The sequence below is a fragment of the Arthrobacter sp. sptzw42 genome (assembly GCF_059089685.1).
Window position 1 is genome coordinate 113,628 of the sequence record NZ_JBNHEX010000005.1, and the last position, 22,469, is coordinate 136,096.

The window sequence follows — 22,469 nt, forward strand, 5'->3', positions numbered from 1 at the left end:
GCGGGGACCTGTAAAGGGAGCTGTTACTGTCACGCCGACATTCCATCATCGGCCACTGACATTCTGCCGGCCCGGCGCTGCAGCTCTGCGGCGACGGTATCGATGCGGTCCAAATCGTCATCATCGGGCGCCCAGCGCGCGACGGAGAGGTCAACACGCCAGGAACCCTCCCCCGTCCGCAGATAGGACTCGTAGGCACCGGTCAACACGGTTCCTTCCTGGAGGTAGCGGCGGAGGGCTTCGGCCTGGTGGCCCTCCGGCGCCTGTCCGCTGGCCTTGACGATGCGCCACCACGGAACACCGCTTCCGCAGGAGCTCATGACTGAGCCCACCTGCCTGGGGCCGCCCGCTCCCAGGAGTTCAGCGACGTCGCCGTACGCAACTGCGGACCCTGCCGGAACCAGCCTCACAATGGCCAGTACCGCCTCCACATACTCAATCCGCATTGATCCAATGTAGCCGCAGTGGCGCTCCCGGGAATTGTCGGTGGCCCCCGTTAGCGTTGTGGCATGAGCACCTGGAACACCCTTCCCCGCGCAGCCTTCGACCTCGAAACCACCGGCCGCAACTCGCGCGCCGCCCGCATTGTTACGGCGTCAGTCACTGTTGTGGATCACAAGGGCGAGGTCATCACAGAACATGAGTGGCTGGCCGATCCGGGAGTTGAAATACCTGCCGAAGCCAGTGATGTGCACGGAATCACCACTGAGCAGGCCAGGCGTGACGGCAGGCCTGCCCAAGAGGTGACACAGGAGCTTGCCGCGGTGCTGCAGGCGCTTTTCGACGACGGCACTCCCGTCATTGCGTTCAATGCCAGCTATGATTTCACGGTCCTGGCTGCAGAATCGGCACGCTACGGCGTCCCGCAGCTCACGCGGTTTCCGGTCCTGGACCCGTACATCATGAATAAGCAGGTGGACCGCTACCGCAAGGGCAAGCGGACACTGACGGCCTTGTGCGAAGAGTATGGCGTAGTCCTGGACAACGCCCACACGTCCGCCGCTGATGCGCTGGCTACCCTCAAGGTCCTGGATGCCATGGCCGGGAAATTCCCGACGTTGAGCATGCCCGCCAGTCAGTTGCACCAGCTTCAGGTGGACTGGGCCGTGAGCCAGGCCGCCGATTTCCAGGGCTACCTCCGCAAGACCAAGCCGGCCGCTGTCATTGAAGGCGACTGGCCAGTGCTCCCCCCGCAGGATGCCGGCACCGGCGGCTTCTGACCGGCAGGTCCCGGACAGCACATGGAGACATATTTCACAGTCATATCGCTTCATGTGGTGGCCCGTTCACGGCTCCGCGGATTCGTTGCTAATCGCCCCGAGGGATAGGACGGACCGCCGGAGCACCATTCGGGCGAACAAGATTCGCTAGAATCCGGACTCGGTACTCTGCTGTTCGACATCAGGGTGGGATTAGCGGTAGTGAGACAATAAAGTTTTGCGGTCACCCCTGCCACGGCCCTGCTTGACCAGCACCGGGCAGGTGCCAGGCGCCAACAGCGCAGCCTTGCGGCCCGGTTGACTTATGACTCAATGAAAGTGACAACCTGATGAAAATCAAAGCGATGAAGTGGCTCACTACCGCTCCCGTGGCACTAGCCCTCGCGGTTTCCCTCGCAGCGTGCGGCGGCGGCTCAGGCTCTGCCGAGCCCAGCGGAACGCCCACGGACGCCCTCGCCGGCAGTGACCAGCAGACGCTGGACAAGTACACCACCGCCGACGTCACCCCGATCGATCAGATCGACAAGACAAAGCTCGGCCTCAACACTGAAGGCAAGCTCGAGGTAGGCACCCTCTCGGACGCCCCGCCGAACATCTTCATTGACCCCTCCGGCAAGTTCACCGGTTACGACAACGAACTGCTGCGCGCCATCGCCGGCAAGCTCGGCCTCGAGGTCGAATTCGTCGCCACGGACTTCTCGGCGCTCCTTTCCCAGGTGCAGACCAAACAGTTCGACGTCGGCTCCTCCTCCATCTCCACCACGGACGCCCGCCGCCAAAACGTCGGCTTCACCAACGGCTACGACTTCGGCTTCATGGCAGTAGTGGCCAAGACCGACAGCGACGTCAAGGGGTTCGCCGACCTCAAGGGCGATCTCCGGATCGGCGTTGTCCAGGGCACCGTCCAGGACGACTACGTCACCAACACCCTGAAGCTCGAGCCGATCCGCTTCCCGGACTACGCCACCGTTTACGCCAACGTGCGCAACGGCCAGGTGGACGCGTGGGTCGCTCCGTCGCAGCAGGCCACCGGACAGGTCAAGGAAGGCGACGGCACCGTCATCGCCGAGTCCGTCGTCAACACGCAGAACTTCACTGCCTACGCCGTCGCCAAGGAGAACCAGCCGCTGATCGACGCGCTGAACTCCGGCCTGGACGCCGTAATCGCTGACGGAACCTGGTCCAAGCTGACCAAGGAGTGGTACCCGGACCGCGAAACGCCGAGCGACTGGAAGCCGGGCAGCAAGGCCGCCACGGTTCCCCAGAGCTGATTGAGCCGGGACGTTTATGGATCTCTTGGACCAGTTGGCTGACACCTTCTTCAACTGGGAGGAAATGGCAAAAGTCATTCCCGCCCTCTTCATGGTGGGCTTGCCCAACACCCTGATCCTGGCCATAGCCTCCGGTGTCCTCGGCTCCCTGCTGGGACTGGGGCTGGCCATGATGGCGATCTCGCGCAACGCGGGGGTCCGTTGGCTGGCGCGCATCTACACCGACATCTTCCGGGGCCTCCCCGCCATCCTGGTAATCCTTGTCATCGGCATTGGGCTGAGTCCCATAGCCCGTGAAATCACCGGGTCCAGGAACCCATACCCTTTGGGCATCCTGGCCCTGACGCTGATCGCGGCCGCCTACATCGGTGAGATCTTCCGTTCGGGCATTCAGAGCGTGGAGAAGGGCCAGTTGGAGGCATCCAGGGCGCTCGGATTCAGCTACGGCAGTTCCATGCGGCTGGTGGTGGTGCCACAGGGCATCCGGCGGGTCCTTCCTGCACTGGTGAACCAGTTCATTTCGCTGTTGAAGGATTCATCGCTGGTCTTCATGCTGGGGTTGGCTGCCTCCGACCGGGAAATCTTCCGGATCGGAAATGACGCCATGGCCAACACGGGCAACCTTTCTCCGCTGGTGGCCGCCGGGGTGCTGTACCTGATCCTGACCGTCCCGCTGACGCACTTCGTGAACTTCATCGACAACCGGCTGCGTACCGGCAAGCCGGAGAAGAAGGAACCGGATGAGCTGGCAGCGCCTATCGGCAAGGGGGCACACGCATGACGGAATTCGCTTCCGGAACCCTGACCGGCAAGAACCTGCACCTCTCGTTCGGCCATAACCATGTTCTCCGCGGCATTGACCTGCACGTGGAAAAGGGCACCACGGCTTCTGTGATCGGTCCGTCGGGATCGGGCAAGTCCACGCTGCTGCGGGTGATGAACCGGCTGATCGAACCCGACCAGGGCGACATCCTGCTGGATGGCCGCTCGGTCCTGAAGGACAACCCGGATGAACTCCGGCAGCGGATCGGCATGGTGTTCCAGCAGTTCAACCTGTTCCCGCACAAGACCGTGGTGGACAACGTGTCCCTGGCGCTGCGGAAGCTCCGGAAGCTGTCGCAGGAGCAGGCCCGCGCCGAGGCCCTGGAGCAGCTGGACCTGGTGGGCCTGAAGCACAAGGCAGACGCCCGCCCGGCCAACCTCTCCGGAGGCCAGCAGCAACGCGTGGCGATCGCCCGGGCGCTGGCCATGAAGCCGGAAGTGATGTTCTTCGACGAGGCCACATCCGCGCTGGACCCTGAGCTCGTCAAGGGCGTCCTGGCGCTTATGACGGACCTCGCAAAGGGCGGCATGACCATGGTGGTGGTGACCCACGAGATGGGCTTCTCCCGCAACGTGTCGGACATGGTGACGTTTATGGACGCGGGCGTGGTGGTCGAGTCGGGACCGCCCCAGCAGATCTTCAGCGAGCCCCGGACGGACCGCCTGAAGAACTTCCTGTCGGACGTCTTGTAGCAACTGCCAAGGGCTGACAAAAATCCCCGGTTGCATGATGCAACCGGGGATTTTTGCTGTCCGGCGCCGGGTGTCCGGCGCCGGGACTGCCCTGGCTTCCTAGCCGCGGGCGGCGGCTGCTGCTTTTGCTGCGGCCGGAAGGGCGTCGAAGATCCGGTTCATGGCTGCGTCATCGTGCGCGGCGGACAGGAACCAGGCTTCGAAGACAGACGGGGGCAGGTAGACGCCGGATTCCAGCATCGAGTGGAAGAACGGCGCGTACCGGAAGCTCTCCTGCGCCTGGGCGTCGGCGTAGTTCTGCACGCCGCTGGCCGAGGTTCCGAAAGCCACCGAGAACAGGTTGCCGGCGAACTGGATGGAGTGGTCCACGCCGGCATCGTCCAGGGCGCTGGACAGGGCGGAGGACAGTTCCAGCGACCGCACGTCGATGTAGGAGTAGACGTCGCGGGTGGCGTGGGTCAGCGTAGCCACACCCGCAGCCATCGCCACGGGATTCCCGGAGAGCGTCCCGGCCTGGTACACCGGACCGATGGGGGCAAGGTAGTCCATGATGTCCGCACGTCCGCCGAGGGCGGCCGTCGGCATTCCGCCGCCGATGACCTTGCCGAAGGTGAGCAGGTCCGGGGCCCATGGCTCGGCGGCATCCGGCGCACCGCCCGTGAGGCCCCAGTAGCCGGAATAACCGGTGCGGAACCCTGTGAGGACCTCGTCGACGATGAGCAGCGCGCCGTGTTCGCGGGTGATGCGGGACAGGCCGAGGTTGAAGCCTTCGCCGGGCGTGACTACGCCCATGTTGGCCGGAGCCGCCTCGGTGATTACTGCTGCGATGTTGGGTCCGTGGGCGGCGAATGCTTCCTTGACGGCAGTGAGGTCGTTGTAAGGCAGCACCAGGGTCTCAGCAGCCGTGGCCTCGGTGACACCGGCGGAACCGGGCATTGCCAGGGTGGCTACGCCGGAGCCGGCCGAGGCCAGCAGTCCATCCAGGTGGCCATGGTAGCAGCCGGCGAACTTGATGATGAAGTTCCGGCCGGTGAAGCCGCGGGCAAGCCGGACAGCCGTCATGGTGGCTTCGGTGCCTGTGGAAACCATCCGGACCCGTTCGGCGGCAGGAACACGTTCCTTGACGATGGCCGCGAGGTTCGCCTCGTCCGGGGTGGATGCGCCGAAGGACAGGCCGCGGTCCACAGCTGTGTGGACCGCATCGAGTACGGCGGGGTGCGCGTGGCCCAGCAGGGCGGGGCCCCACGAGCAGACCAGGTCCACGTATTCCTTGCCGTCGGCGTCCGTCAGGTAGGGGCCCTTGGCAGCGACCATAAAGCGCGGGGTTCCGCCGACGGACCCGAACGCCCGTACAGGAGAGTTGACCCCGCCCGGCATCAGCTGGCGGGCGCGGTCGAAGAGTGCCTCGTTGCGAGGGTTGCTGGAAGTCATGGTTCCTATTCTCTCAGCTGGCCGGCGTGTCAGTTGCCGAGCAGTTCCGACACCCGGGGCGCCACCGCCGTGCCCAGCAGTTCAATGGAACGCATCATGGCAGAGTGCGGCAACGGGCCGTTGCTGTACTTGAGGTCGAAACGGTCCACGCCCAGGGTCTGTTTGAGCAGGACAATTTTTCGGGCGACGGTTTCCGGTGAGCCGACGTAGAGGGCCCCCTCGGGCGCACACAGGGCGTCGAACTCTCCCCTTCCGCCAGGACCCCAGCCGCGCTCGGCCCCGATCTTGTTCCGCAGCTTCAGCCAGTGCGGAAAGAGCTCCTCCCGGGCCTGCTCGTCCGTATCTGCCACGTGGCCGGGCGAATGCGTGGCAACCTGCTGCATTGGGTGGCCGTACTTGGACATGGCCTCCCGGTACAGGTCCACCAGCGGGCGGAACGCGCGCGGCTGCCCGCCGATGATCGCGAAAATAATGGGGTAGCCGTACTGCGCGCACCGGAGCACCGATTCGGGTGTTCCGCCGACGCCGATCCAGGTGGGCAGCAGGTGCCGTTCCAGGGGCGGGTACACGCTCAGCCCGGCAATTGCTGGCCGGGTCCGGCCTTCCCAATGCACCGGCTTCTGGGCACGCACCTTGTCGAAGAGCTCAAGCTTCTCTTCAAACAGCACCTCGTAGTCCGCCAGATCCAGCCCGAACAAGGGGAAGGACTCAACGAATGATCCGCGGCCCAGCATCACTTCGGCGCGGCCGTTGGAGAGCGCGTCAACGGTGGAAAAGCGCTGGAACACCCGGATGGGATCGTCGGAGCTGAGGACCGTAACGGCCGAACCGAGGCGGATCCGGGTGGTGCGGGCGGCAGCCGCGGCGAGGAGAACCTCGGGCGCAGACACGGCGTAGTCCTTGCGGTGGTGCTCCCCAACATCAAAGGCGTGAAGTCCGACGGCGTCCGCCAGCTCCGCCTGCTCCAGCAGCTGGCGCAGAACTTGCGCATGCGACTGGGAGCTGCCGTCCCGATGCTCCCCCACGTCGCCAAAGGTATTCAGCCCGATCAGGATGCGGCCTTCGCCCACCGGTTCCGTGGGCCCCAAAACGGTGGGACCCGCCGCGGGCTGCGGCAGGCGGCCCGAGGATGCCGGATCCAGACCGGCTCCCCCGCCGGTGCTTGTTTCACTCATGACGACTCCTTCAGCCAGCCGGCCAGTTCCGCTGCCCAGTAGGTCAGCACCATGTGGGCACCCGCGCGGCGGATACCGAGCACGGATTCGGTGATGGCCGCCCGCCTGTCGATCCAGCCGTTCGCGGCCGCAGCCTCGATCATGGCGTACTCCCCCGAGATTTGGTAGGCCGCCACCGGGACAGGGCTCATGGCCGCCACGTCGGCAACGATGTCAAGGTAGCTCATGGCCGGTTTCACCATCACTACGTCTGCACCCTCGGCGAGGTCGAGTTCCACCTCGCGGAGGGCTTCGGTGCGGTTGCCCGCGTCCATCTGGTAGGTCCGGCGGTCCCCCTTGAGCTGGGAGTCCACGGCTTCCCGGAACGGTCCGTAGAAGGCCGATGCGTACTTTGCAGCATAGGCAATGACGGACGTGTTGGTGTGGCCTGCCTGGTCCAGGGCGGTGCGGATCGCCGCGACCTGCCCGTCCATCATGCCGGAGGGACCCAGCATGTGGGCTCCAGCCTCCGCCTGCGCTACCGCCATCTGCGTGTAGATCCCAACGGTACGGTCGTTGTCCACGTACCCCCCGGCATCCAGTACGCCGCAGTGCCCGTGGTCTGTGAACTCGTCCAGGCAAACATCGCTCATGATCACCAGGTCGTCGCCCACCTCTGCCCGGACGTCCCGGATGGCCTTGTTCAGGACTCCCTCAGGGTCAAGGGAGGCAGTGCCCTCTGCGTCGCGGGTCTCCGGGATGCCGAACAGCATGATCCCGCCCAGGCCCAGCTGCACGGCTTCTGCCGCTGCCCGCCTGAGCGTCTCCGTGGTGTGCTGGACGACGCCGGGCATCGAACTGATGGGGTTCGGCTCGCTGAGGCCTTCCCGGATGAAAGCCGGCAAAATCAGCTCTGCCGGGGCCAGCCGGGTTTCAGCGGTCAATCGGCGCATGGCGGGGGTGGTGCGCAGGCGGCGGGGGCGTTGGCTCGGAAAAGTCATTCGGTGTCCTTCACGGTGAGGGTAAAGCGGGAAAGTTCCAACTGGCGTTTGCTGCCCCTTACGGCGGCTCACCTGCGGGCTGTCCTGCACCGAGCGCCGTTTCGACGGCGGCAACCAGCCCCCGGGGCGTTGGTTCTTCGGCGATTGCTGCCACGGGGAGGCCCAAAGCAGCGGCCTGTTCCGCCGTCGACCGCCCGATCACCACCAGGCGGCATCGGCGCAACGGCGGGAGCGCGAAGATGCGCCTCACGGCGCTGGGCGAAGCCGCCACCACTGCGTGGATCCTCCCGGCTGCGATGTCTGCGGCGGCTGCCTCCGGTGCCAGGAGGGAGTAAGACGGCGTCGGCTGCCCCGGTCCCGCATCCTCAGACGGTATTGCCAGCCTGCGCTCCGCTGCCGCCGGGTAGTCAACCGTACGGTACGCGGTGATTGCGGTGACGGTGCTGCCCGCCGCCGTCAAACCTTCGGCGAGGCGTGGCGGGGCGATGTCCGCCTGGGGCAGCAGTACCTTCCCGGCGCCGGCAGGCCAGACCTCCAGGAGTCCGGCGGCGGACTGTTCGTTACTGGGCGTCAGCGCCACCGGAAGGCCGGCGGCTTCGAGGAGCCGTCGGCAGGCCGGTCCTATTGCAGCGACCCGCGTGCGCGCAGGAATCCACTGCTGAAGCGTCACTGCCCGTTCACTTGCCTTGGCGTTGAGTACGTGGACTGTGGTTGCACTGCTGACCACCAGCCAGTCGAAAGCGCCGGCGCCGAGCGCATCGCAGGCGACATCCAGGGAGCGCTGGTCCGCGGCGCGTTCGAAGTCGATCAGTGGAAGCAGGAGCGGCTCCGCGCCGGCCTCCACAAGCGCCACCAAAAGTTGCAGTGACCGTTCAGGGCTGCGGGTTATCAGTACCCTGGCACCACTCAGCGGCTTCCCGCTCCCAAGCTCCGCAGCGGCGCCGGCCGTGCTGCTGTCCGTCATGGTCAGGTCTCCCCGTCAGGCGGGTACTGGACACCACGGGCAGGCACTTCCACGGCCGGCTCAGGAGGCCTGCAGGTCCGCGATATCGGCGGCACCGGCGGCCAGGAGGATTTCTGCGAGTTCGATGCCCAGCAGGGTGGCCCCTACTTCCGTGAGCCCGTCGGTTGCCCGCTTGTCCCTGACCGAAGCGGTGCCGTCCACGGCACAGACCACGGCTTCAAGGTGAAGCATGCTGCCCTTACGGAAGGCATAGGCGCCCACCGGTGCTGCACAGCCGGCTTCCAGCCGGGCCAGCAGGGCTCGTTCAGCGGTGACGGCGAGCCGGGTGTCCGGATCGTCCAGCGCGCCAAGTGCCTGTGCCAGGACTTCCCTTGAGCCGTCGGTGGAGCCCAGCCGGGGCGGGGCGTCGGCGGTGCGGCATTCAATGGCGAGCGAGCCCTGGCCGGCAGCGGGCAGCATGATGTCCGTTTCGAGGAATTCGCTGACGGCGTCCAGCCGGCCGATGCGCTCCAGACCTGCGGCAGCAAGAACCACGGCATCGAGGTCGCAGGACTTGCCCGCAACCACGTCATCCGTGACGTTGCCGGGCAGCCCGGGTACCCTGCCCAGCCGGGTGTCCACGTTGCCGCGGATGTCCATGATGTCGAGATCGGGCCGGGCTGTGCGGAGCTGCGCCGCACGGCGGGGCGAGCCCGTGCCCACAGTGGCGCCGTGCGGAAGGTCGGCCAGTTTCAGGCCGTCGCGCGCGCAGAGGACATCCCGCACATCCACCCGCTTGGGCGTCGCCGCCAGGCTTAGCCCTACTGCGGGGCCGGTGGGCAAATCCTTGAGCGAATGAATCGCCACGTCGCATTCGTTGCGCAGCAGCGCATCCCGCAGGGCAGCGACGAAAACGCCTGTGCCGCCCATCTGCGACAAGGAACCGGTGAGGACGTCGCCGTCGGTCCGGATGTGGACGAGCTCCACGGGGAAGCCTCCGACGGCGGCGAGCTGGTCGGCAGTCTGCTGCGTCTGGGTCAGTGCCAGCTTGCTGGCACGGGTTCCGATACGGACCGTCACTGGTGCGGCGCTCCCCCGGCCGGGCTGGACTGGCCTGCGGCGGACTGGTCCCCGGCGGCTTCACCGGGGTAGGGATCGTGGCCGGTCCCGACAGTGGTGTCCGCTCCTGCGATGGTCGGCTTTTCACCCCGGAAGTTCGCGCAGCATCCCGGACGGCAGACGTCGTACCAGGGCCCCAGGGCGGTCACGGCCGGGCGTTCGCTGATGTTGTTGGTGGCGGTACGCTCTGAAATCAGGTCCACCATGCCATTGACGAACTTGCGGTGCGTGCCGGGTGTTGGAACGCGTGTCGCGGCGAGACCGAGGTTTGCGCAGGTCTCCAGGGCTTCCGTGTCCAGGTCCCAGACAACTTCCATGTGGTCGCTGACAAAACCGAGCGGCACAATGACGATGCCTTTGACGCCCTGGCCTGCCAGCTCCTCGATGGCGTCGTTGATGTCAGGCTCGAGCCACGGCACGTGCGGGGCGCCCGACCGGGACTGGTAGACAAGGCTCCAGGGGGCGGTGAGGCCTGATTCCTCTTCCACACGCTGGATCACGGCGGCAGCGGTGGCAAGGTGCTGGGCAACATACGCCGAGCCCTCTTCGAATTCGCGGGGTTCGCCCTCGGACCGGCCTGCGGCGTCTGCGTCACGCGTGGGGATGGAGTGGGTGGCGAACAGGATCTGGACCGGAGCGTCGGGCGTGCCGGCGGCGGCAAGCTTCGCCCGCACGTCCGCCAAGCCCGCAGCGGTGCCTTCGACGAAAGGCTCCACGAAGCCGGGGTGGTCAAAGTACTGGCGCACCTTGTCCACCTCGAGCCGGCCGTCCAGGCCGGTCTCCGTCAGTGCCATGCCAATGTCCTCGCGGTACTGGCGGCAGCTGGAGTAACAGGAGTAGGCACTGGTGGTGATCATGAGCAGACGGCGGTGCCCGGCGTCGTACGCATCCTGCAGGGTCTCCGGAATGTACGGGGCCCAGTTGCGGTTGCCCCAGAGCACCGGAAGGTCGATGCCCCGGGCGGCAAACTCTGCCTCAAGGGCCGCCTTCAGCTCACGGTTCTGCTGGTTGATGGGGCTGATGCCGCCGTTGGCACGGTAGTGGTGCGAGACTTCTTCGAGCCGCTCGTCCGGGATGCCCCGGCCGCGGGTGACGTTGCGGAGGAACGGAATCACGTCCTCCTGCCCTTCGGGCCCGCCGAAGGACGCGAGGAGGACGGCGTCGTAATCCTTGGGGGCCATCCGGCCCGCCTCGGTCACGGGATTAAGAGCGGTAACTGCTGCGGGATCCCGGGCGTCAAGGGGGCTCATGCCAGCACCTCTGCAACTTCCGCGGGAGAAATGCGGCGTCCGGTGTAGAAGGGTATCTCCTCGCGGACGTGGTTGCGTGCTTCCGTGGCGCGCAGGTGGCGCATGAGGTCCACGAGGTCCACGAGCTCGGGCGCCTCCAGTCCCAGGATCCATTCCCAGTCGCCCAGCGCGAAGGAAGAGACGGTGTTGGAGATGACCTGCGGGAAGTCGCGGCCCAGCAGCCCGTGGTCGCGGAGCATCTTCCCGCGCTCAGCGTCCGGCAGGATGTACCACTCGTAGGAGCGGACAAACGGGTAAACGCACAGCCACTCGGCAGGTGCCACCCCCCGGGAGTACGCGGGAGTGTGGTTCTTCGCGAACTCGGCCTCACGGTGCACGCCCATCGCGGACCAGACGATCTCGGTTCCGGCAAAAAGGGTACTCCGGCGGATATCGCGGATTGCCTGCTGAAGCGCTTCCGGCTTGGGGCCGTGGAGCCACACCATCACGTCGGCATCTGCGCGCATTGCGGAAACGTCGTAGCTGCCGCGATGCGTCACGCCCGCCTCGGCGAGCCGTTCCAGCAGGGCTTCGAAGTCGGCGGCAGCATCAGCGCTGCGGATCAGGGCTTCGGAGCGCTTGAAGACCGTCCAAAGGGTGAAGAACTGCTCGGCTGATTCTTCGGTTTTAGTGACAGATTCGGCAGAAGTGTGGCTCATGGTTACAAGTTTGCCCCCTCGTACCCGTCAAGTCGAAACCAGCGAGTTCTACAGCGCGTAGAAGTGACTAAGGTCACAGCAGCATCAGCTGTTCCGGCGCTCCCGGCAGCCGGGCCTAGGGATTCCGCAGCCGGAAGAAAACCAGTCCCGCGGCGCCGGCAACCCCTACCAGCCCCGAGCCAAGCCACACCAGGGCACTCTTAGGTTCCGGCTGGACACTGAGGCTGGCACTGGTCCGGGCACTGTTGCCAGGTACCGATGCGGCGTAGGGCGTCCACCCCGGCAGGGCCTGCGGCATCGAGTAGACCGGCGCAGATGCCCCCTGCCCGCCGGTCGCTGAGAGGTCACCTTCCGCGGCGCGGGCCGCCGGGGCTGCATCCGGCACGGCGCCCGTCACGGCACCGTCTTTTTCTGCCGATGGGAAATTCCCGGCTGCGTCCGATCCAGGCGAAGCCGGCTTTGCCGGCGTGATCCCGCCCGCCGCTGCAGGCGTTTCCGGAACAGCCGGAGCGGCCGGCGCGGGGGCGCTGCCGGCGGGCAGCTCGGGAGCGGCGGCAGGAACCGTGGGCGCGACCCCGGGCGCCTTCCGCGACGATGCGGGTGCGGAACCGGCAGGGGTGGGCGCCGCAGGGCGGCTGGCGGCCGGAGTACCGGATGCGGCGGCGCTGGATGTCGGCGCCGGTGACACTGCGGCAGGGGCAGTGGGCGCGGGCGTTGAGTCGGGCTTCGGGGTAGCCGTTACGGCTGGCCGAAGTACTGACGGGACCGCGGAAGGAGTGGCAGCGGGGCTGGGACCGGCGTGCTGCTTGGAACCAGGGCCATGCCCGTTCCCTCCCGGAGCCTTACCGTTGGCGTCCTTCCCGCGGTTCTGCCCGGGCGCGTCCTCGCGCGCATCCTCCGAACTACCCCGGAGCTGGGCTACCACCGGGAGGGATTGAGTGTCCACGGCAGGAACCGCCGGGTCACCAGTGCTCGGGGATCCCTCAGCCGCCTGGGACGCCGGGACGCCTGTGGCTAGAACCAGTACCGCTCCGATTGCCGCGGCTGCTGCGCCTCGCCGGACTCCCCTGTTGGTACCGGTCCGGGACATGGAAAGCTCGGACCTGTTGTAAACCATAGTCATCGACCCTAACTATGGGGCCGCCCGATCTAAAAACCGGTGGGGCGCCGAACAACGCTTCCAGGCCGGCGTGTTTGGCGCAGTAGTCCCGCTGACCAGCACCAACGTTCAGCCGGCCAGGCTCCGGATCTGCGTCACCGTGTCGGACACCACTGCGGCCAGTCCGTTCCCGGCTGCCCAGCCGCCCACCACGGCCAGGCCGCCGACGGCGTTGCATGCTTCCCGGATTGCCGTCACCTTGGCACGGTGCCCGACGGCGGCAAAGGGCAGGGAGCCGCCCCACCTGACAACGTCCCAGTCCACGACGTCCTGCCGGCTGATGCCCACGCCCAGCAGTGCCGATGCGTCGGAAAGTGCTGCTGCCAGGAGCCCATCGTCCGTATCCGGCCGGCCCAATTGGTTGCCGCAGCCGTCAACCCGTCCGTAGGAAAGCCGGAGGACGTGCCGCCCGGGGCCTGCGGCGGCCGCCAGCCAATCCCACTTGCCGGTGGCATGGGTCAGGGCCTTTGCCTGGACGCCGGGAGTTTGGGGCGCAACGAGGATGCCGGTGCCGCGGGGTCGGCGGTCCAGTTCGGGCTTGTCCAGGACCAGGGTGACGAGCTGCACGTCGGGCCCAGAACCGGGTTGCTTTCCCGCTATGGCCGGGACCTCGTGCTGCAGCAGCCCGACGGCGGCCGGTCCGTCCACTGCCACAGCCAGCAAACCGGCGTCGAACGTTTCCCCGGCGGCGCCAACGCGCCACCCATCCGCTGTCCGCACCACCGAGGTTGCGCGGACATTGGCGAGGAGCGTGACGCCCCGGCCACGGAGGTCACGAACGAGGGCGCTGACCAGGGTGTGCATGCCGCCTTCGAGGCCCGCGACGGCGGATCCTGCCTTGGCCGGTCCGCTGCGGTTGCGCCGCTGCGCAGCCACCGCGTCGGCCAGGGAGCCGTGCTTCCGCAGTCCGGCGCGAAGCCCGGGGGCCACCATGTCGACGTCGAGCAGTCCCGGATCTGCAGAGTGGACGCCGCCCACTACGGGCTCTACCAGCCGCTCAAGAACACGCCGTCCCATACGGGCTCGGACGAGCGCGGACACGCTGACAACGTCCGCACTCGTTCCGATGGACGCCGGCAGGATCCTGTCGAGGGAGGCCCGGAGCGAGCCCGGCAGGCCCAGGGACCGGCGGACTTCGGGATCCCAGGGGTTGGCGGGAATTCCCAAAACGCCGGTCTTGGGAAGTTCGCGGGGGCCGTCCGGGAGCTGTACCCAGGCGCCGCCAGGCCGGGGCGCAACGATCCTGTCCGCAAGGCCCAACTGGGCGGCCAGGTCCGCGACGGCGTCGGACCGGGTGGCGAAGGACTCTGCGCCGCTGTCCAATGTCAGGCCCGCTACGACGTGGCTGCCTACGCAGCCGCCCCACTCCCCGCCGGCCTCGAGGACTGTGACGCGGTGTCCGGCAGCAGCGAGCTCCCGGGCTGACAGGAGGCCTGCTATCCCGCCGCCCAGCACCAGCGCGGACCGGGCACCAGCCGGGTGACCCGTCACGGTTTACTCCGGGGAGATGGAGTGGATGAGTTCCACGACCCGGGTCAGGACGGCCGGGTCGGTCTCGGGAGGAACGCCGTGGCCAAGGTTGAGGACATGGCCGGGTGCCGCCGCTCCGGCGGCGATAACAGAGCGGACGTGGGCTTCGAGGATTTCCCAGGGGGCCGGGAGGAGGGCAGGGTCGATGTTGCCCTGGAGCGGGACGGACCCGCCCAGCCGGCGGTTGGCCTCATCCAGAGGCAGGCGGTAGTCAACGCCCACCACGTCCACGCCGACGTCCCGCATGGCCACGAGCAGCTCGGAGGTGCCGGTCCCGAAGTGGATGAGCGGCGCGCCCAGGTGCCGCACGTGGTCGAGGGCCCGGGTGGATGCCGGCGCCACAAACTTTGAGTAGTCGGCCAGGCCCAGTGAGCCCGCCCAGGAGTCGAACAGCTGCCCGGCAGAGGCGCCGGCCTCCAGCTGGGCCTGCAGGAACAGGCCGGACGCATCGGCGGCCCAGTTGGCGAGGGCCTGCCAGGTCTCCGGGTCGGCGTGCATCATGGTGCGCGGTCCGAGGTGGTCCCGGGACGGCTTGCCCTCCACCATGTAGGCCGCCAGGGTGAAGGGGGCGCCGGCGAAGCCAATCAGCGGGGTGCTGCCGAGTTCTGCCACCGTAAGGCCGACCGCTTCCCGGATGGGTTCAAGCGCCTCACAGGTCAGCTGCGGCAGGGCTGCGACGTCGGCGGCGGTCCGCACGGGCCTGTCCAGGACCGGACCTACTCCGGGGACGATATCCACGCCCACCCCTGCGAGCTTCAGGGGGATAACGATGTCGGAAAAGAAGATGCCGGCGTCCACGTCGTGGCGGCGGACCGGCTGGAGCGTGATCTCCGAGGCAAGCTCCGGCCGCAGGCAGGAGTCCAGCATGGCGATGCCTTCCCGGACCTTGAGGTACTCCGGCAGGGAGCGTCCGGCCTGCCGCATGAACCAGACAGGACGGCGGGACGGCTTTCCACCCCGGTAGGCCGTGATCAGCGGCGAGTCTGCGGTGCGGCCATCCACCAGTGGATGGTCTGCAGCAAGGGCGCCGGCAGCGGACGTGGCAGGGGTCGAAGTCATGCCTTTGATTGTGCCCAAAAACCGCAGTAAAAGATAACGACAGGCTGTCATGGCAGAGCGACCCGCCCGCGTCGTGGCAGGAATCACAGCCCCGGCTGCCCGCTTCGGTGCCGGGCAGTTGTTCTACCGAGGAACGAAAAAGCTATGATTGACCTGCTGTGGTTCTTTTCTCATTGGTGGCTACACACGCCGACATCGATCTTGAGACCGTTGCTCAGTTGAGCAGCGGCGCTTCGGGGATCGCCACATCCGCTCTCTCCGGATCGCCGGCAGTGACGGGTGCAGTGGTCCTTGCCACCTGCAACCGGTACGAAATCTACGGCGAAGCACCCCACCCGGACGATGTTGAGGCCGCCCGGGCCGCCCTCGTCGCACAGATCAGCGAAGTCAGCGGACTGAGCGAGCCGCTCGTCTCCCGCTCCTTCAGCACCCGCACCGGACCCGAAGTAAGCCAGCACCTCTTCGCCGTCAGCGCCGGACTGGATTCAGCGGTGGTTGGAGAGCGTGAAATCGCCGGCCAGGTACGCCGTGCACTGATCACCGCACAGCATGAAGGAACCGCAAGTTCCGGGCTTGTCCGCCTTTTCCAGGCCGCCTCCAAGACCGCCAAGGACGTCGGCGCGCAGACCGCCCTCGGTTCCAGGGGTTTGTCCATCGTTTCCGTGGCGTTGGACCTGGCAACCGACCTGTCCGAAAACCCGGACTGGTCCAACAAGAAGGTAGTGGTCTTCGGCACCGGAGCCTACGCGGGCGCCACAATGGCTCTGCTGCGTGAGCGCGGCTGCACCGACATCTCCGTCTTCTCGTCTTCGGGCCGCGCTGAAGGGTTCGTGGCCACCCGCGGCGGCACTGCGCTCGACGCCGAATCGCTCCATTCCGCCGTTGCCGCAGCCGACGTGATGATCGGCTGCAGCGGTTCCGACACCCGGGTGGAAGCTGACGAACTTGCTCTGGTGCGTGCGGATTCGCCGCAGCCGTTGATTGCCATCGACCTCGCCCTGACCCACGACTTCGACCCCGGCGTGGGCGAACTGGACGGCGTTGAGCTGCTGACGCTGGAGTCCGTACGCCTCGCCGCACCGCAGGAACAGGCTGAATCACTCACCCAGGCCAGCGGCATTGTCAGCGGCGCCGCCAAAGCCTTTGAACAGGAACGGGAGGCCCGTTCCGTGGATTCCGCGATTGTCGCACTGCGGCGGCACACCATGGACGTCCTGGACGCCGAGATGGAAAAGGTCCGTGCCCGGCACGGCTGCACCGCCGCGGCCGAGGAAGTGGAGTTCGCACTTCGGCGCATGGTCAAACAGCTTCTTCACGTCCCCACAGTGCGCGCCCGGGAACTTGCCGCCAACGGCCAGCAGGACGAGTACGTGGCAGCGCTGGAAGCCCTCTACGGGATCACCGTGGAGCAGCCGGCAGCACGTGCAGTTCCACAGGCCGAGTGCCCGGTGGACCACACCGGCCTCGAAAGCGCCTGACCACCCACAGCCCCGGCAACCCTCTCTCAGATCCTGCAGACTTTCCGGCAACCCTCTCTCACTATTCACACGGAAGTGAGAGAGGGTTCCGCAAAAGGGTGCAGTAAGTGAGAGAGCGTGGCAGGGGGCGCGGGTCAGTAGACCGGCTTGTTGGGCTCCACCTCGCGCACCCAGGCCAGGATCCCGCCGTCGAGATGGCTGACCCGCTGATAACCCGCCTTTTGGGCCGCCGCCAGCACGTTCGCAGAGCGGGTACCGGCCTTGCACAGGAACACAATGTCCCGGTCCTGCGGAAGCTCCTGCCACGCCTCACCGGCAAGGATCCGTCCCTGCGGGATGAGCACGGCGCCGTCGATGCGCACAATGTCGTACTCGCCGGGCTCCCGCACATCCACCAGCTCGAAGTCCTTCAGGCCCGCGTTCCTGGACGCCAGCATGGTGGCCAGCTGCGTTGCGGTGACCGTGTGTTCCGTGTCCGCCTGCGCTGCCGGGGTGATGCCGCAGAACGCCTCGTAGTCGGTCAGCTCCGTGATGGGCTCTGCTGCCGGGTCCTTGGACACGCGGATCTCCCGCCAGCTGCCGCCCAGGGCGTCGAACAGGGCCACCCTGCCCAGCAATGAACGTCCGACGCCGGTAATCAGCTTCACTGCCTCAGTCACCATCAGCGACCCCACGGCTGCGCAGAGCATCCCGAACACGCCGCCCTCGCCGCAGGACGGAACGGAGCCCGCCGGCGGCGCTTCAGGATAGAGGTCACGGTAGGTGGGCCCGTGCTTTTCCCAAAAGACACTCACCTGCCCGTCAAACCGGAAGATGGAGCCCCACACGTATGGCTTGCCAAGGATGGCGGCGGCGTCATTCACCAGGTAGCGGGTGGCAAAGTTGTCGGCACCGTCCATGATGAGGTCGTAGCCGGCGAACAGCTCCAGGGCGTTGGAGGCATCGAGCCTGACGTTATGCAGCCGGACGTCCACCAGCGGATTGAGGGCGGCGATGGCGTCCCGCGCCGATTGAATCTTCGGCCGGCCCACGTCCGCCACGCCGTGAATGACCTGGCGCTGCAGGTTGCTGAGGTCAACGGCGTCGTCGTCGATGATTCCGATTGTTCCCACCCCGGCGGCCGCCAGGTAGAGCAGCGCGGGTGATCCGAGCCCGCCGGCGCCGATCACCAGTACTTTTGCGTTTTTCAGCCGCCGCTGCCCCAGCGCGCCGATCTCGGGAATGATGAGGTGCCGCGAGTAGCGCTCCACCTCGTCAGGAGTGAGCGCATCCGCCGGTTCAACCAGGGGATCCAGTGAGACAGCCGAAACATTTGCCGTGAATGACGAAGCCATACTTCAATGTATGCCCCAGGATACCGCCGGGTCATATTACCCCGAAGTAGAGTGGGGGTAACTGCAAGGGAAAGAAGGACAACTGTGGTCCATGAAGCACGGGCTGACCGCCCGTCCGCAGCCGAACCCCAAACCGCTTCGCGCCCCGCGGGGCAACGGTCCGCCCGGCTTCCAAGGGACGAACGGCGAGCACAACTTCTTACCGCAGCACAGGAAGTCTTTGTTGCCAACGGTTATCACGGCGCCGCCATGGACGAAATCGCCGAAACCGCCCATGTCAGCAAACCTGTCCTGTACCAGCACTTTCCCTCGAAGCGGGAACTGTACCTTGCCCTGCTCGAGAGCCACCTGGCGTCCCTCACGGAACTGATGCTGGGAGCGCTGAACTCCACTACGGACAACGACGAACGTGTTCAGGCCGTGATGCGCGCCTATTTCCAGTTCATCGCCAACGATGACCAGGCCCACCGGCTGGTTTTCGAATCAGACCTCATTAACGATCCGGACGTCAGCTCACGGCTGGAAACCTTCAACCGGACGTTTGCCGATGCCATTGCACACGTCATCGCGGAGGACACAAAGCTTCCCCACCTGGAGGCAGAGCTGCTGGGACGCGGGCTTGCCGGGATGGCGCAGGTCAGTGCCCGGTACTGGCTCGAAACAGACGGGAACCTGGACCTGGATGTGGCCAGCGACCTCATCTACCGTTTAGCTTGGCGCGGAATCTCTCGCTTCCCCAAAGAGTCCTAGACTACAAATAAGACATAACCCGAGAAACGTGAACGGCTGGGAGGCCCCTGTGGAAATTAAGATCGGCGTGCAGAATGTTGGCCGCGAGATTGTGCTGGAATCTGTCCAGGACGCAGACTCCGTAGCCAAAGTTGTGGAGGAAGCCATCACCAGCGGCAGCGAACTGCGGCTCAAGGATGACAAGGGACGCCTGATCATTGTTCCCGGCAAGGCCCTCGCCTACGTCGAGATCGGAGCCGAAGAAGTCCGCCGCGTAGGTTTCGGCCAGTTCTAGTCCCGCGCCCCGGCCCGGGGCAGGCATTCCAAGGAGAGGCATGCTTTCGCTGACCATCGTGGTGCTGGTAACAGCAGCTGCAGGTTTCATCGTCTGGGCCAATGACAAACGGCACACAAAATACGGGGCAGTCCTTCCCGCCGCCGTCAGCGTGGGTGTGGGGGCTGTTACCTGGATCATTTTGATGGCTGCGGGCTTCGGTTACCGGCCGGGAATGACGTGGCTGCCGTGGGTCCTCCCCATTATTTTGGGTACTGCGGCGGCGGTGGCCGTTGTCCTCTATCTGGGACGCACAAGGGCCAGGCAGGACCTGGAACGGCTTACTGCCGCCCTAAAGCTCTAACCGGACCGCAATACTGTGGCCACTGCCCGGGGCAGTGGCCACAGGCGGTTAAGAGCCGGCGGGATGCTTCTTAGGCTCGGCAACCGCCTGCAGCGCGGCTGCAGCTTCACGTACTGCCTCGGCCGCGCGCACGTCGCGGGCCGTGACCTCTCCCCCGGCGTCGTGGGAGGTATACCGGAGGTACACCAGGTTGTACCGCCACTCCAGGTCAGGGTGGTGGTTTTGCTCCTCGGAGAGGCGCCCGACGGCGGCAATCAGCTCAAGCGCTGCAGCCGCCGTCGGCAGTTTGTATGCGGTCACCAGCGCACCCCCGCTGTACTGCCAGTCCGGCAGGACCGCCAAGGCGTCCTCGAGCCGCTCGGGAGAAAGAACGTCCTTGCCGGCCATAGCTGCTCCTTGCCTGGTGGCCGGCGCCCGCAGCACCAGGGGGAGGCCTAGAGGAACTCGGCCCGGCCCTCCATGGCCGAGGACGCCAGTGCATGTTCGCGGCGCGGTATCCTGCCGGCCGCTTGTGCCAGCCTACCGGCGATCACCGCGTGTTTGAAGGCTTCCCCCATCAGGGCAGGATTCTGTGCCCGGGTCACGGCCGTGGCCAGCAGGACGGCGTCGCAGCCCAGTTCCATGGCCAGGGCCGCGTCCGAGGCAGTGCCGATGCCGGCGTCCAGAACCACCGGCACTGAGGCGCGGGAGACGATCAGCTCGATATTGTGCGGGTTAAGGATGCCCAGTCCCGTGCCGATCGGTGCCCCCAGCGGCATCACGGCAGTGGCCCCGAGGTTCTCGAGCCGCAGGGCAAGGACAGGGTCGTCGTTGGTGTACGCAAAAACCTTGAATCCCCTGTTGACGAGCTGCTCCGTGGCGTCCACCAGTTCGACGGCGTCCGGCAGCAGGGTCTGTTCGTCGGCAATGACTTCCAGCTTCACCCAATCTGTTTCCAGCGCCTCACGGGCCAGTTCGGCGGTCAGCACGGCGTCCCGGGCAGTAAAGCAGCCGGCCGTGTTGGGCAATACGCGGATGCCGTGGTTCACGAGCAGCTGGAAAAGTGAGCCCGTTTCCGCGGTGGAGTACCGCCGCATGGCCACGGTGGTCAGGGCGGTTCCGGAGGCCAGGAGGGCCGCCCCCAGGCCGTCAAGACTGGGGGCACCGCCGGTGCCCATGATGAGCCGGGAGGTCAGCGCGACGCCGTCGATCACCAGCGGATCGTCCTGGCCGGTTGAGCTTGAGGTGGTGATGGTTTCGGTCATGGTGTCAGCCTCCCTGCACGGCCGTGACGAGCTCGACTTCGTCGCCGTCCGCGAGCGCGGTGGCGGACCACTGGCTGCGCGGCACTACCTCGGAGTTGTGCGCGACAGCCACGCCAAGCTTCCGGCCGTCGGTGGCCTGGCCGGTGGCAGCGAGGGGGCGTCCGGTGACCTCGCTGACGAGCGCGCTGATGGAGGCGCCCTCGGGTACAAGGTGCCGGGTTCCGTTCAAGGTGATGTTCATGCTGTTTCCTTTTGGCGTAAGCGGTTGGTGGACGGGTAGCCGGAGCGGGAGAAACGGCCAGGGTTGAAGGCCGCCCACCGCGGGTCAGGCCCGCCGTCCAGGAGGTCCCGGCAGACGGCGGCAGCCGCCGGAGCCAGCAGGATTCCGTGGCGGAAGAAGCCGGTGGCAATGATGAGCCCGGCGACATAACGGGCGTCCCGGCCGGCCGGCCCGGACGCCGCGGGTACCCGCCCGAGCAGCGGTGCGTTGTCCGGCGTTCCGGGGCGGGCCCGGGCGGTGGCTTCCAGCAGTTCAAGTTCGGCGACGGCGGGGACCAGCACCAGCGCGTCCCGGAGCAGCTGGTATACGCCGCCGGCGGAAACGGCATCAGCGGCCGAGGGGGCATCCTCGCGCTGGGTTGCCCCGACCACCACTGTGCCGTCCCGGCGCGGGACGATGTAGACCGGGACGCCGTGCACCAGCCCGCGGACGGTGGACGTGACCAGGGGTTGCACATGCTTGGGAACGGCAAGGCGCAGGATGTCCCCGTAGACGGGCCGCAGCGGCAGATGCAGATTGCCGGGCAGTGCTTCCAGCGCTGCCGCGTGCAGCCCGTTCGCCACCACCGTTTCGGCGGCCAACACGGCACCCCCGCCTGCCAGGCGTACCCCGGCGACCCTTCCGTTCTGCCACAGCAGCCCGGCCGCGCGGGCAGGGACTGCATAACCGTCGACGGCGCCGGCTGCTGCGGTGCCGTGCCCTGCGACGCGGCCCCTGCTCCCGCCTCCGTTACCCGCACGCCCGCCGGCCAGGGCGGCCTGCAGGCAGGCCACCAGCAGCCGCGGATCCACCTGGTGGTCCGCCGGGGTGTCCAGTGCACAGGAAATCCCGGGACTGAGCAGCGGCTCCCGCTGCCGCGCTGCCCGGACGGTGAGCGGTTCAACGGAGAGGCCGTTCGCCTGCTGGACTGTGCGCAGGTCCATCAGGGCGCGGCGGTCCCCGGCGTCGGCTCCCACGGCGAGGGTCGGCGTCGTAATGTATCCCGGATCTGTCCCTGAAGCTGCAGCGAGGCCGGCGGCGAAAGCCGGCCAGCGTACGGAGGCCTCCAGCATGAATTCCAGGAGGTCCTCCTCCTGGTAGTGCAGCTCGCTCACCGGAGCCAGCATTCCTGCGGCAGCCCAGCTCGCCCCCGACCCCGGCGCGTCGTCGATGACCACCACTGCGCGGCCGGAGCGCTGCGCCTCCCACGCGATGCTGTGGCCGATGACTCCGCCGCCGATGACGGCGACGTCGGCGTGGACGATGTTGTCCGCCCGCCCGGACGGCGCGTCCGGGCGGGCGCCTGAAGGTGCGCCCATGTGTCTCCTTCCCTACGCCGGCATTAACCGGATCAGGTCAAGCGGTCGGCTCTGACGCCCTCTCAGCCCGGCGCTTTGTGACAGCTGCCGCGGGCTCCCGCAGTACGAGGCCAGTGTA

24 protein-coding genes and 1 riboswitch are annotated in these 22,469 nt (G+C 66.8%); of the genes, 8 read left to right on the plus strand and 16 right to left on the minus strand.

All coding sequences use genetic code 11. The annotated features are described in order from the left end of the window. Positions 1–29 precede the first annotated feature (29 nt). Positions 30–446, minus strand: a complete 417-nt coding sequence (locus AC5RT4_RS08260; protein WP_494041804.1) for an MGMT family protein — start codon at positions 444–446, stop codon at positions 30–32. A gap of 63 nt (positions 447–509) precedes the next feature. Here AC5RT4_RS08260 and AC5RT4_RS08265 point away from each other — a divergent pair, with 63 nt between their 5' ends. The 4 genes from AC5RT4_RS08265 (at position 510) to AC5RT4_RS08280 (ending at position 4,006) form a co-directional block, all read left to right on the plus strand. Beyond that, positions 510–1,220: a 3'-5' exonuclease gene (locus tag AC5RT4_RS08265; protein ID WP_494041805.1), complete on the plus strand. Its 711-nt coding sequence runs from the start codon at positions 510–512 to the stop codon at positions 1,218–1,220. A 329-nt stretch (positions 1,221–1,549) separates the two neighbouring features. Beyond that, the gene (locus AC5RT4_RS08270; protein ID WP_494041806.1) at positions 1,550–2,491 is read left to right on the plus strand and encodes an ABC transporter substrate-binding protein; all 942 of its coding nucleotides are present in this window, start codon (positions 1,550–1,552) and stop codon (positions 2,489–2,491) included. Positions 2,492–2,507: 16 nt separating this feature from the next. Next, a complete protein-coding gene (locus AC5RT4_RS08275; RefSeq protein ID WP_494041807.1) occupies positions 2,508–3,272 on the plus strand; it encodes an amino acid ABC transporter permease in 765 nt (254 codons plus the stop codon). Beyond that, positions 3,269–4,006, plus strand: coding sequence for an amino acid ABC transporter ATP-binding protein (locus AC5RT4_RS08280; RefSeq protein ID WP_494041808.1), 738 nt, complete (start codon positions 3,269–3,271; stop codon positions 4,004–4,006). The genes AC5RT4_RS08275 and AC5RT4_RS08280 overlap by 4 nt, the downstream gene beginning before the upstream one ends. 99 nt (positions 4,007–4,105) lie before the next feature. Here AC5RT4_RS08280 and hemL read toward each other — a convergent pair whose 3' ends face one another. The 10 genes from hemL to hemE form a co-directional block, all read right to left on the minus strand. Then, complete coding sequence (gene hemL, locus AC5RT4_RS08285) at positions 4,106–5,437, minus strand: glutamate-1-semialdehyde 2,1-aminomutase (protein WP_494105430.1); 1,332 nt, start codon at positions 5,435–5,437, stop codon at positions 4,106–4,108. A 29-nt stretch (positions 5,438–5,466) separates the two neighbouring features. Then, entirely contained in the window at positions 5,467–6,612 is a 1,146-nt protein-coding gene (locus tag AC5RT4_RS08290) for an LLM class flavin-dependent oxidoreductase (protein ID WP_494105431.1), read from the minus strand. Next, positions 6,609–7,592, minus strand: a complete 984-nt coding sequence (gene hemB / locus AC5RT4_RS08295; RefSeq protein WP_494105432.1) for a porphobilinogen synthase — start codon at positions 7,590–7,592, stop codon at positions 6,609–6,611. Before hemB ends, AC5RT4_RS08290 begins: the two co-directional genes overlap by 4 nt. Before the next feature lie 58 nt (positions 7,593–7,650). After that, positions 7,651–8,556, minus strand: coding sequence for a uroporphyrinogen-III synthase (locus tag AC5RT4_RS08300; protein ID WP_494105433.1), 906 nt, complete (start codon positions 8,554–8,556; stop codon positions 7,651–7,653). Positions 8,557–8,616: 60 nt separating this feature from the next. Continuing rightward, positions 8,617–9,615 carry a hydroxymethylbilane synthase gene (gene hemC, locus AC5RT4_RS08305; RefSeq protein WP_494105434.1) on the minus strand — a complete coding sequence of 333 codons (999 nt, stop codon included), beginning with the start codon at positions 9,613–9,615 and terminating at the stop codon, positions 8,617–8,619. Further along, positions 9,612–10,904, minus strand: a complete 1,293-nt coding sequence (locus AC5RT4_RS08310; RefSeq protein ID WP_494105435.1) for a ferrochelatase — start codon at positions 10,902–10,904, stop codon at positions 9,612–9,614. The genes hemC and AC5RT4_RS08310 overlap by 4 nt, the downstream gene beginning before the upstream one ends. Next, positions 10,901–11,602: a hydrogen peroxide-dependent heme synthase gene (gene hemQ, locus AC5RT4_RS08315; RefSeq protein ID WP_494041815.1), complete on the minus strand. Its 702-nt coding sequence runs from the start codon at positions 11,600–11,602 to the stop codon at positions 10,901–10,903. Before hemQ ends, AC5RT4_RS08310 begins: the two co-directional genes overlap by 4 nt. Positions 11,603–11,717: 115 nt before the next feature. Continuing rightward, positions 11,718–12,725 carry a hypothetical protein gene (locus tag AC5RT4_RS08320; RefSeq protein ID WP_494105436.1) on the minus strand — a complete coding sequence of 336 codons (1,008 nt, stop codon included), beginning with the start codon at positions 12,723–12,725 and terminating at the stop codon, positions 11,718–11,720. Positions 12,726–12,830: 105 nt separating this feature from the next. Next, positions 12,831–14,252, minus strand: coding sequence for a protoporphyrinogen oxidase (gene hemG, locus AC5RT4_RS08325; RefSeq protein WP_494105437.1), 1,422 nt, complete (start codon positions 14,250–14,252; stop codon positions 12,831–12,833). 3 nt (positions 14,253–14,255) lie between these two features. Further along, complete coding sequence (gene hemE, locus AC5RT4_RS08330; protein ID WP_494105438.1) at positions 14,256–15,350, minus strand: uroporphyrinogen decarboxylase; 1,095 nt, start codon at positions 15,348–15,350, stop codon at positions 14,256–14,258. 158 nt (positions 15,351–15,508) lie between these two features. On the opposite strand from hemE, the gene AC5RT4_RS08335 reads away from it, so the two are divergent. Next, positions 15,509–16,828, plus strand: a complete 1,320-nt coding sequence (locus AC5RT4_RS08335; protein ID WP_494105439.1) for a glutamyl-tRNA reductase — start codon at positions 15,509–15,511, stop codon at positions 16,826–16,828. A 134-nt stretch (positions 16,829–16,962) separates the two neighbouring features. Here the strand turns inward: AC5RT4_RS08335 and moeB are convergent, their stop codons facing one another. Beyond that, positions 16,963–18,162 (minus strand): molybdopterin-synthase adenylyltransferase MoeB, encoded by a 1,200-nt coding sequence (gene moeB / locus AC5RT4_RS08340; RefSeq protein ID WP_494105440.1) that lies wholly within the window; start codon positions 18,160–18,162, stop codon positions 16,963–16,965. 84 nt (positions 18,163–18,246) lie between these two features. Here moeB and AC5RT4_RS08345 point away from each other — a divergent pair, with 84 nt between their 5' ends. From AC5RT4_RS08345 to AC5RT4_RS08355, 3 genes are read left to right on the plus strand one after another with little or no spacing between them, the layout of a single operon-like run. After that, positions 18,247–18,912 carry a TetR/AcrR family transcriptional regulator gene (locus tag AC5RT4_RS08345; RefSeq protein WP_494041821.1) on the plus strand — a complete coding sequence of 222 codons (666 nt, stop codon included), beginning with the start codon at positions 18,247–18,249 and terminating at the stop codon, positions 18,910–18,912. 49 nt (positions 18,913–18,961) lie between these two features. After that, on the plus strand, positions 18,962–19,186 hold the full coding sequence (locus AC5RT4_RS08350) for a DUF3107 domain-containing protein (protein WP_494105441.1): 225 nt from the start codon (positions 18,962–18,964) through the stop codon (positions 19,184–19,186). A gap of 40 nt (positions 19,187–19,226) precedes the next feature. Next, a complete protein-coding gene (locus tag AC5RT4_RS08355) occupies positions 19,227–19,529 on the plus strand; it encodes a hypothetical protein (RefSeq protein WP_494041823.1) in 303 nt (100 codons plus the stop codon). A 48-nt stretch (positions 19,530–19,577) separates the two neighbouring features. Here the strand turns inward: AC5RT4_RS08355 and AC5RT4_RS08360 are convergent, their stop codons facing one another. The 4 genes from AC5RT4_RS08360 to AC5RT4_RS08375 all read right to left on the minus strand — a co-directional run bounded on the left by AC5RT4_RS08360 (position 19,578) and on the right by AC5RT4_RS08375 (position 22,351). Then, positions 19,578–19,916 (minus strand): 4a-hydroxytetrahydrobiopterin dehydratase, encoded by a 339-nt coding sequence (locus AC5RT4_RS08360; protein WP_494041824.1) that lies wholly within the window; start codon positions 19,914–19,916, stop codon positions 19,578–19,580. 47 nt (positions 19,917–19,963) lie between these two features. Then, positions 19,964–20,773 carry a thiazole synthase gene (locus tag AC5RT4_RS08365; RefSeq protein ID WP_494105442.1) on the minus strand — a complete coding sequence of 270 codons (810 nt, stop codon included), beginning with the start codon at positions 20,771–20,773 and terminating at the stop codon, positions 19,964–19,966. A gap of 4 nt (positions 20,774–20,777) precedes the next feature. Continuing rightward, positions 20,778–21,014 carry a sulfur carrier protein ThiS gene (gene thiS / locus AC5RT4_RS08370; protein WP_494041826.1) on the minus strand — a complete coding sequence of 79 codons (237 nt, stop codon included), beginning with the start codon at positions 21,012–21,014 and terminating at the stop codon, positions 20,778–20,780. Continuing rightward, positions 21,011–22,351, minus strand: a complete 1,341-nt coding sequence (locus AC5RT4_RS08375) for an FAD-dependent oxidoreductase (RefSeq protein WP_494105443.1) — start codon at positions 22,349–22,351, stop codon at positions 21,011–21,013. Before AC5RT4_RS08375 ends, thiS begins: the two co-directional genes overlap by 4 nt. After that, positions 22,344–22,462, minus strand: a riboswitch (TPP riboswitch). It overlaps the preceding gene by 8 nt. Positions 22,463–22,469: the final 7 nt, after the last annotated feature.

What these genes read in the sequence shown, in the direction of transcription:
- AC5RT4_RS08260 (WP_494041804.1), bottom strand. Translation starts at nt 446, where the DNA reads ATGCGGATTGAGTATGTGGAGGCGGTACTGGCCATTGTGAGGCTGGTT.
- AC5RT4_RS08265 (WP_494041805.1), top strand. Translation starts at nt 510, where the DNA reads ATGAGCACCTGGAACACCCTTCCCCGCGCAGCCTTCGACCTCGAAACC.
- AC5RT4_RS08270 (WP_494041806.1), top strand. Translation starts at nt 1,550, where the DNA reads ATGAAAATCAAAGCGATGAAGTGGCTCACTACCGCTCCCGTGGCACTA.
- AC5RT4_RS08275 (WP_494041807.1), top strand. Translation starts at nt 2,508, where the DNA reads ATGGATCTCTTGGACCAGTTGGCTGACACCTTCTTCAACTGGGAGGAA.
- AC5RT4_RS08280 (WP_494041808.1), top strand. Translation starts at nt 3,269, where the DNA reads ATGACGGAATTCGCTTCCGGAACCCTGACCGGCAAGAACCTGCACCTC.
- hemL (WP_494105430.1), bottom strand. Translation starts at nt 5,437, where the DNA reads ATGACTTCCAGCAACCCTCGCAACGAGGCACTCTTCGACCGCGCCCGC.
- AC5RT4_RS08290 (WP_494105431.1), bottom strand. Translation starts at nt 6,612, where the DNA reads ATGAGTGAAACAAGCACCGGCGGGGGAGCCGGTCTGGATCCGGCATCC.
- hemB (WP_494105432.1), bottom strand. Translation starts at nt 7,592, where the DNA reads ATGACTTTTCCGAGCCAACGCCCCCGCCGCCTGCGCACCACCCCCGCC.
- AC5RT4_RS08300 (WP_494105433.1), bottom strand. Translation starts at nt 8,556, where the DNA reads ATGACGGACAGCAGCACGGCCGGCGCCGCTGCGGAGCTTGGGAGCGGG.
- AC5RT4_RS08310 (WP_494105435.1), bottom strand. Translation starts at nt 10,904, where the DNA reads ATGAGCCCCCTTGACGCCCGGGATCCCGCAGCAGTTACCGCTCTTAAT.
- hemQ (WP_494041815.1), bottom strand. Translation starts at nt 11,602, where the DNA reads ATGAGCCACACTTCTGCCGAATCTGTCACTAAAACCGAAGAATCAGCC.
- AC5RT4_RS08320 (WP_494105436.1), bottom strand. Translation starts at nt 12,725, where the DNA reads ATGACTATGGTTTACAACAGGTCCGAGCTTTCCATGTCCCGGACCGGT.
- hemE (WP_494105438.1), bottom strand. Translation starts at nt 15,350, where the DNA reads ATGACTTCGACCCCTGCCACGTCCGCTGCCGGCGCCCTTGCTGCAGAC.
- moeB (WP_494105440.1), bottom strand. Translation starts at nt 18,162, where the DNA reads ATGGCTTCGTCATTCACGGCAAATGTTTCGGCTGTCTCACTGGATCCC.
- AC5RT4_RS08355 (WP_494041823.1), top strand. Translation starts at nt 19,227, where the DNA reads ATGCTTTCGCTGACCATCGTGGTGCTGGTAACAGCAGCTGCAGGTTTC.
- AC5RT4_RS08360 (WP_494041824.1), bottom strand. Translation starts at nt 19,916, where the DNA reads ATGGCCGGCAAGGACGTTCTTTCTCCCGAGCGGCTCGAGGACGCCTTG.
- AC5RT4_RS08365 (WP_494105442.1), bottom strand. Translation starts at nt 20,773, where the DNA reads ATGACCGAAACCATCACCACCTCAAGCTCAACCGGCCAGGACGATCCG.
- thiS (WP_494041826.1), bottom strand. Translation starts at nt 21,014, where the DNA reads ATGAACATCACCTTGAACGGAACCCGGCACCTTGTACCCGAGGGCGCC.
- AC5RT4_RS08375 (WP_494105443.1), bottom strand. Translation starts at nt 22,351, where the DNA reads ATGGGCGCACCTTCAGGCGCCCGCCCGGACGCGCCGTCCGGGCGGGCG.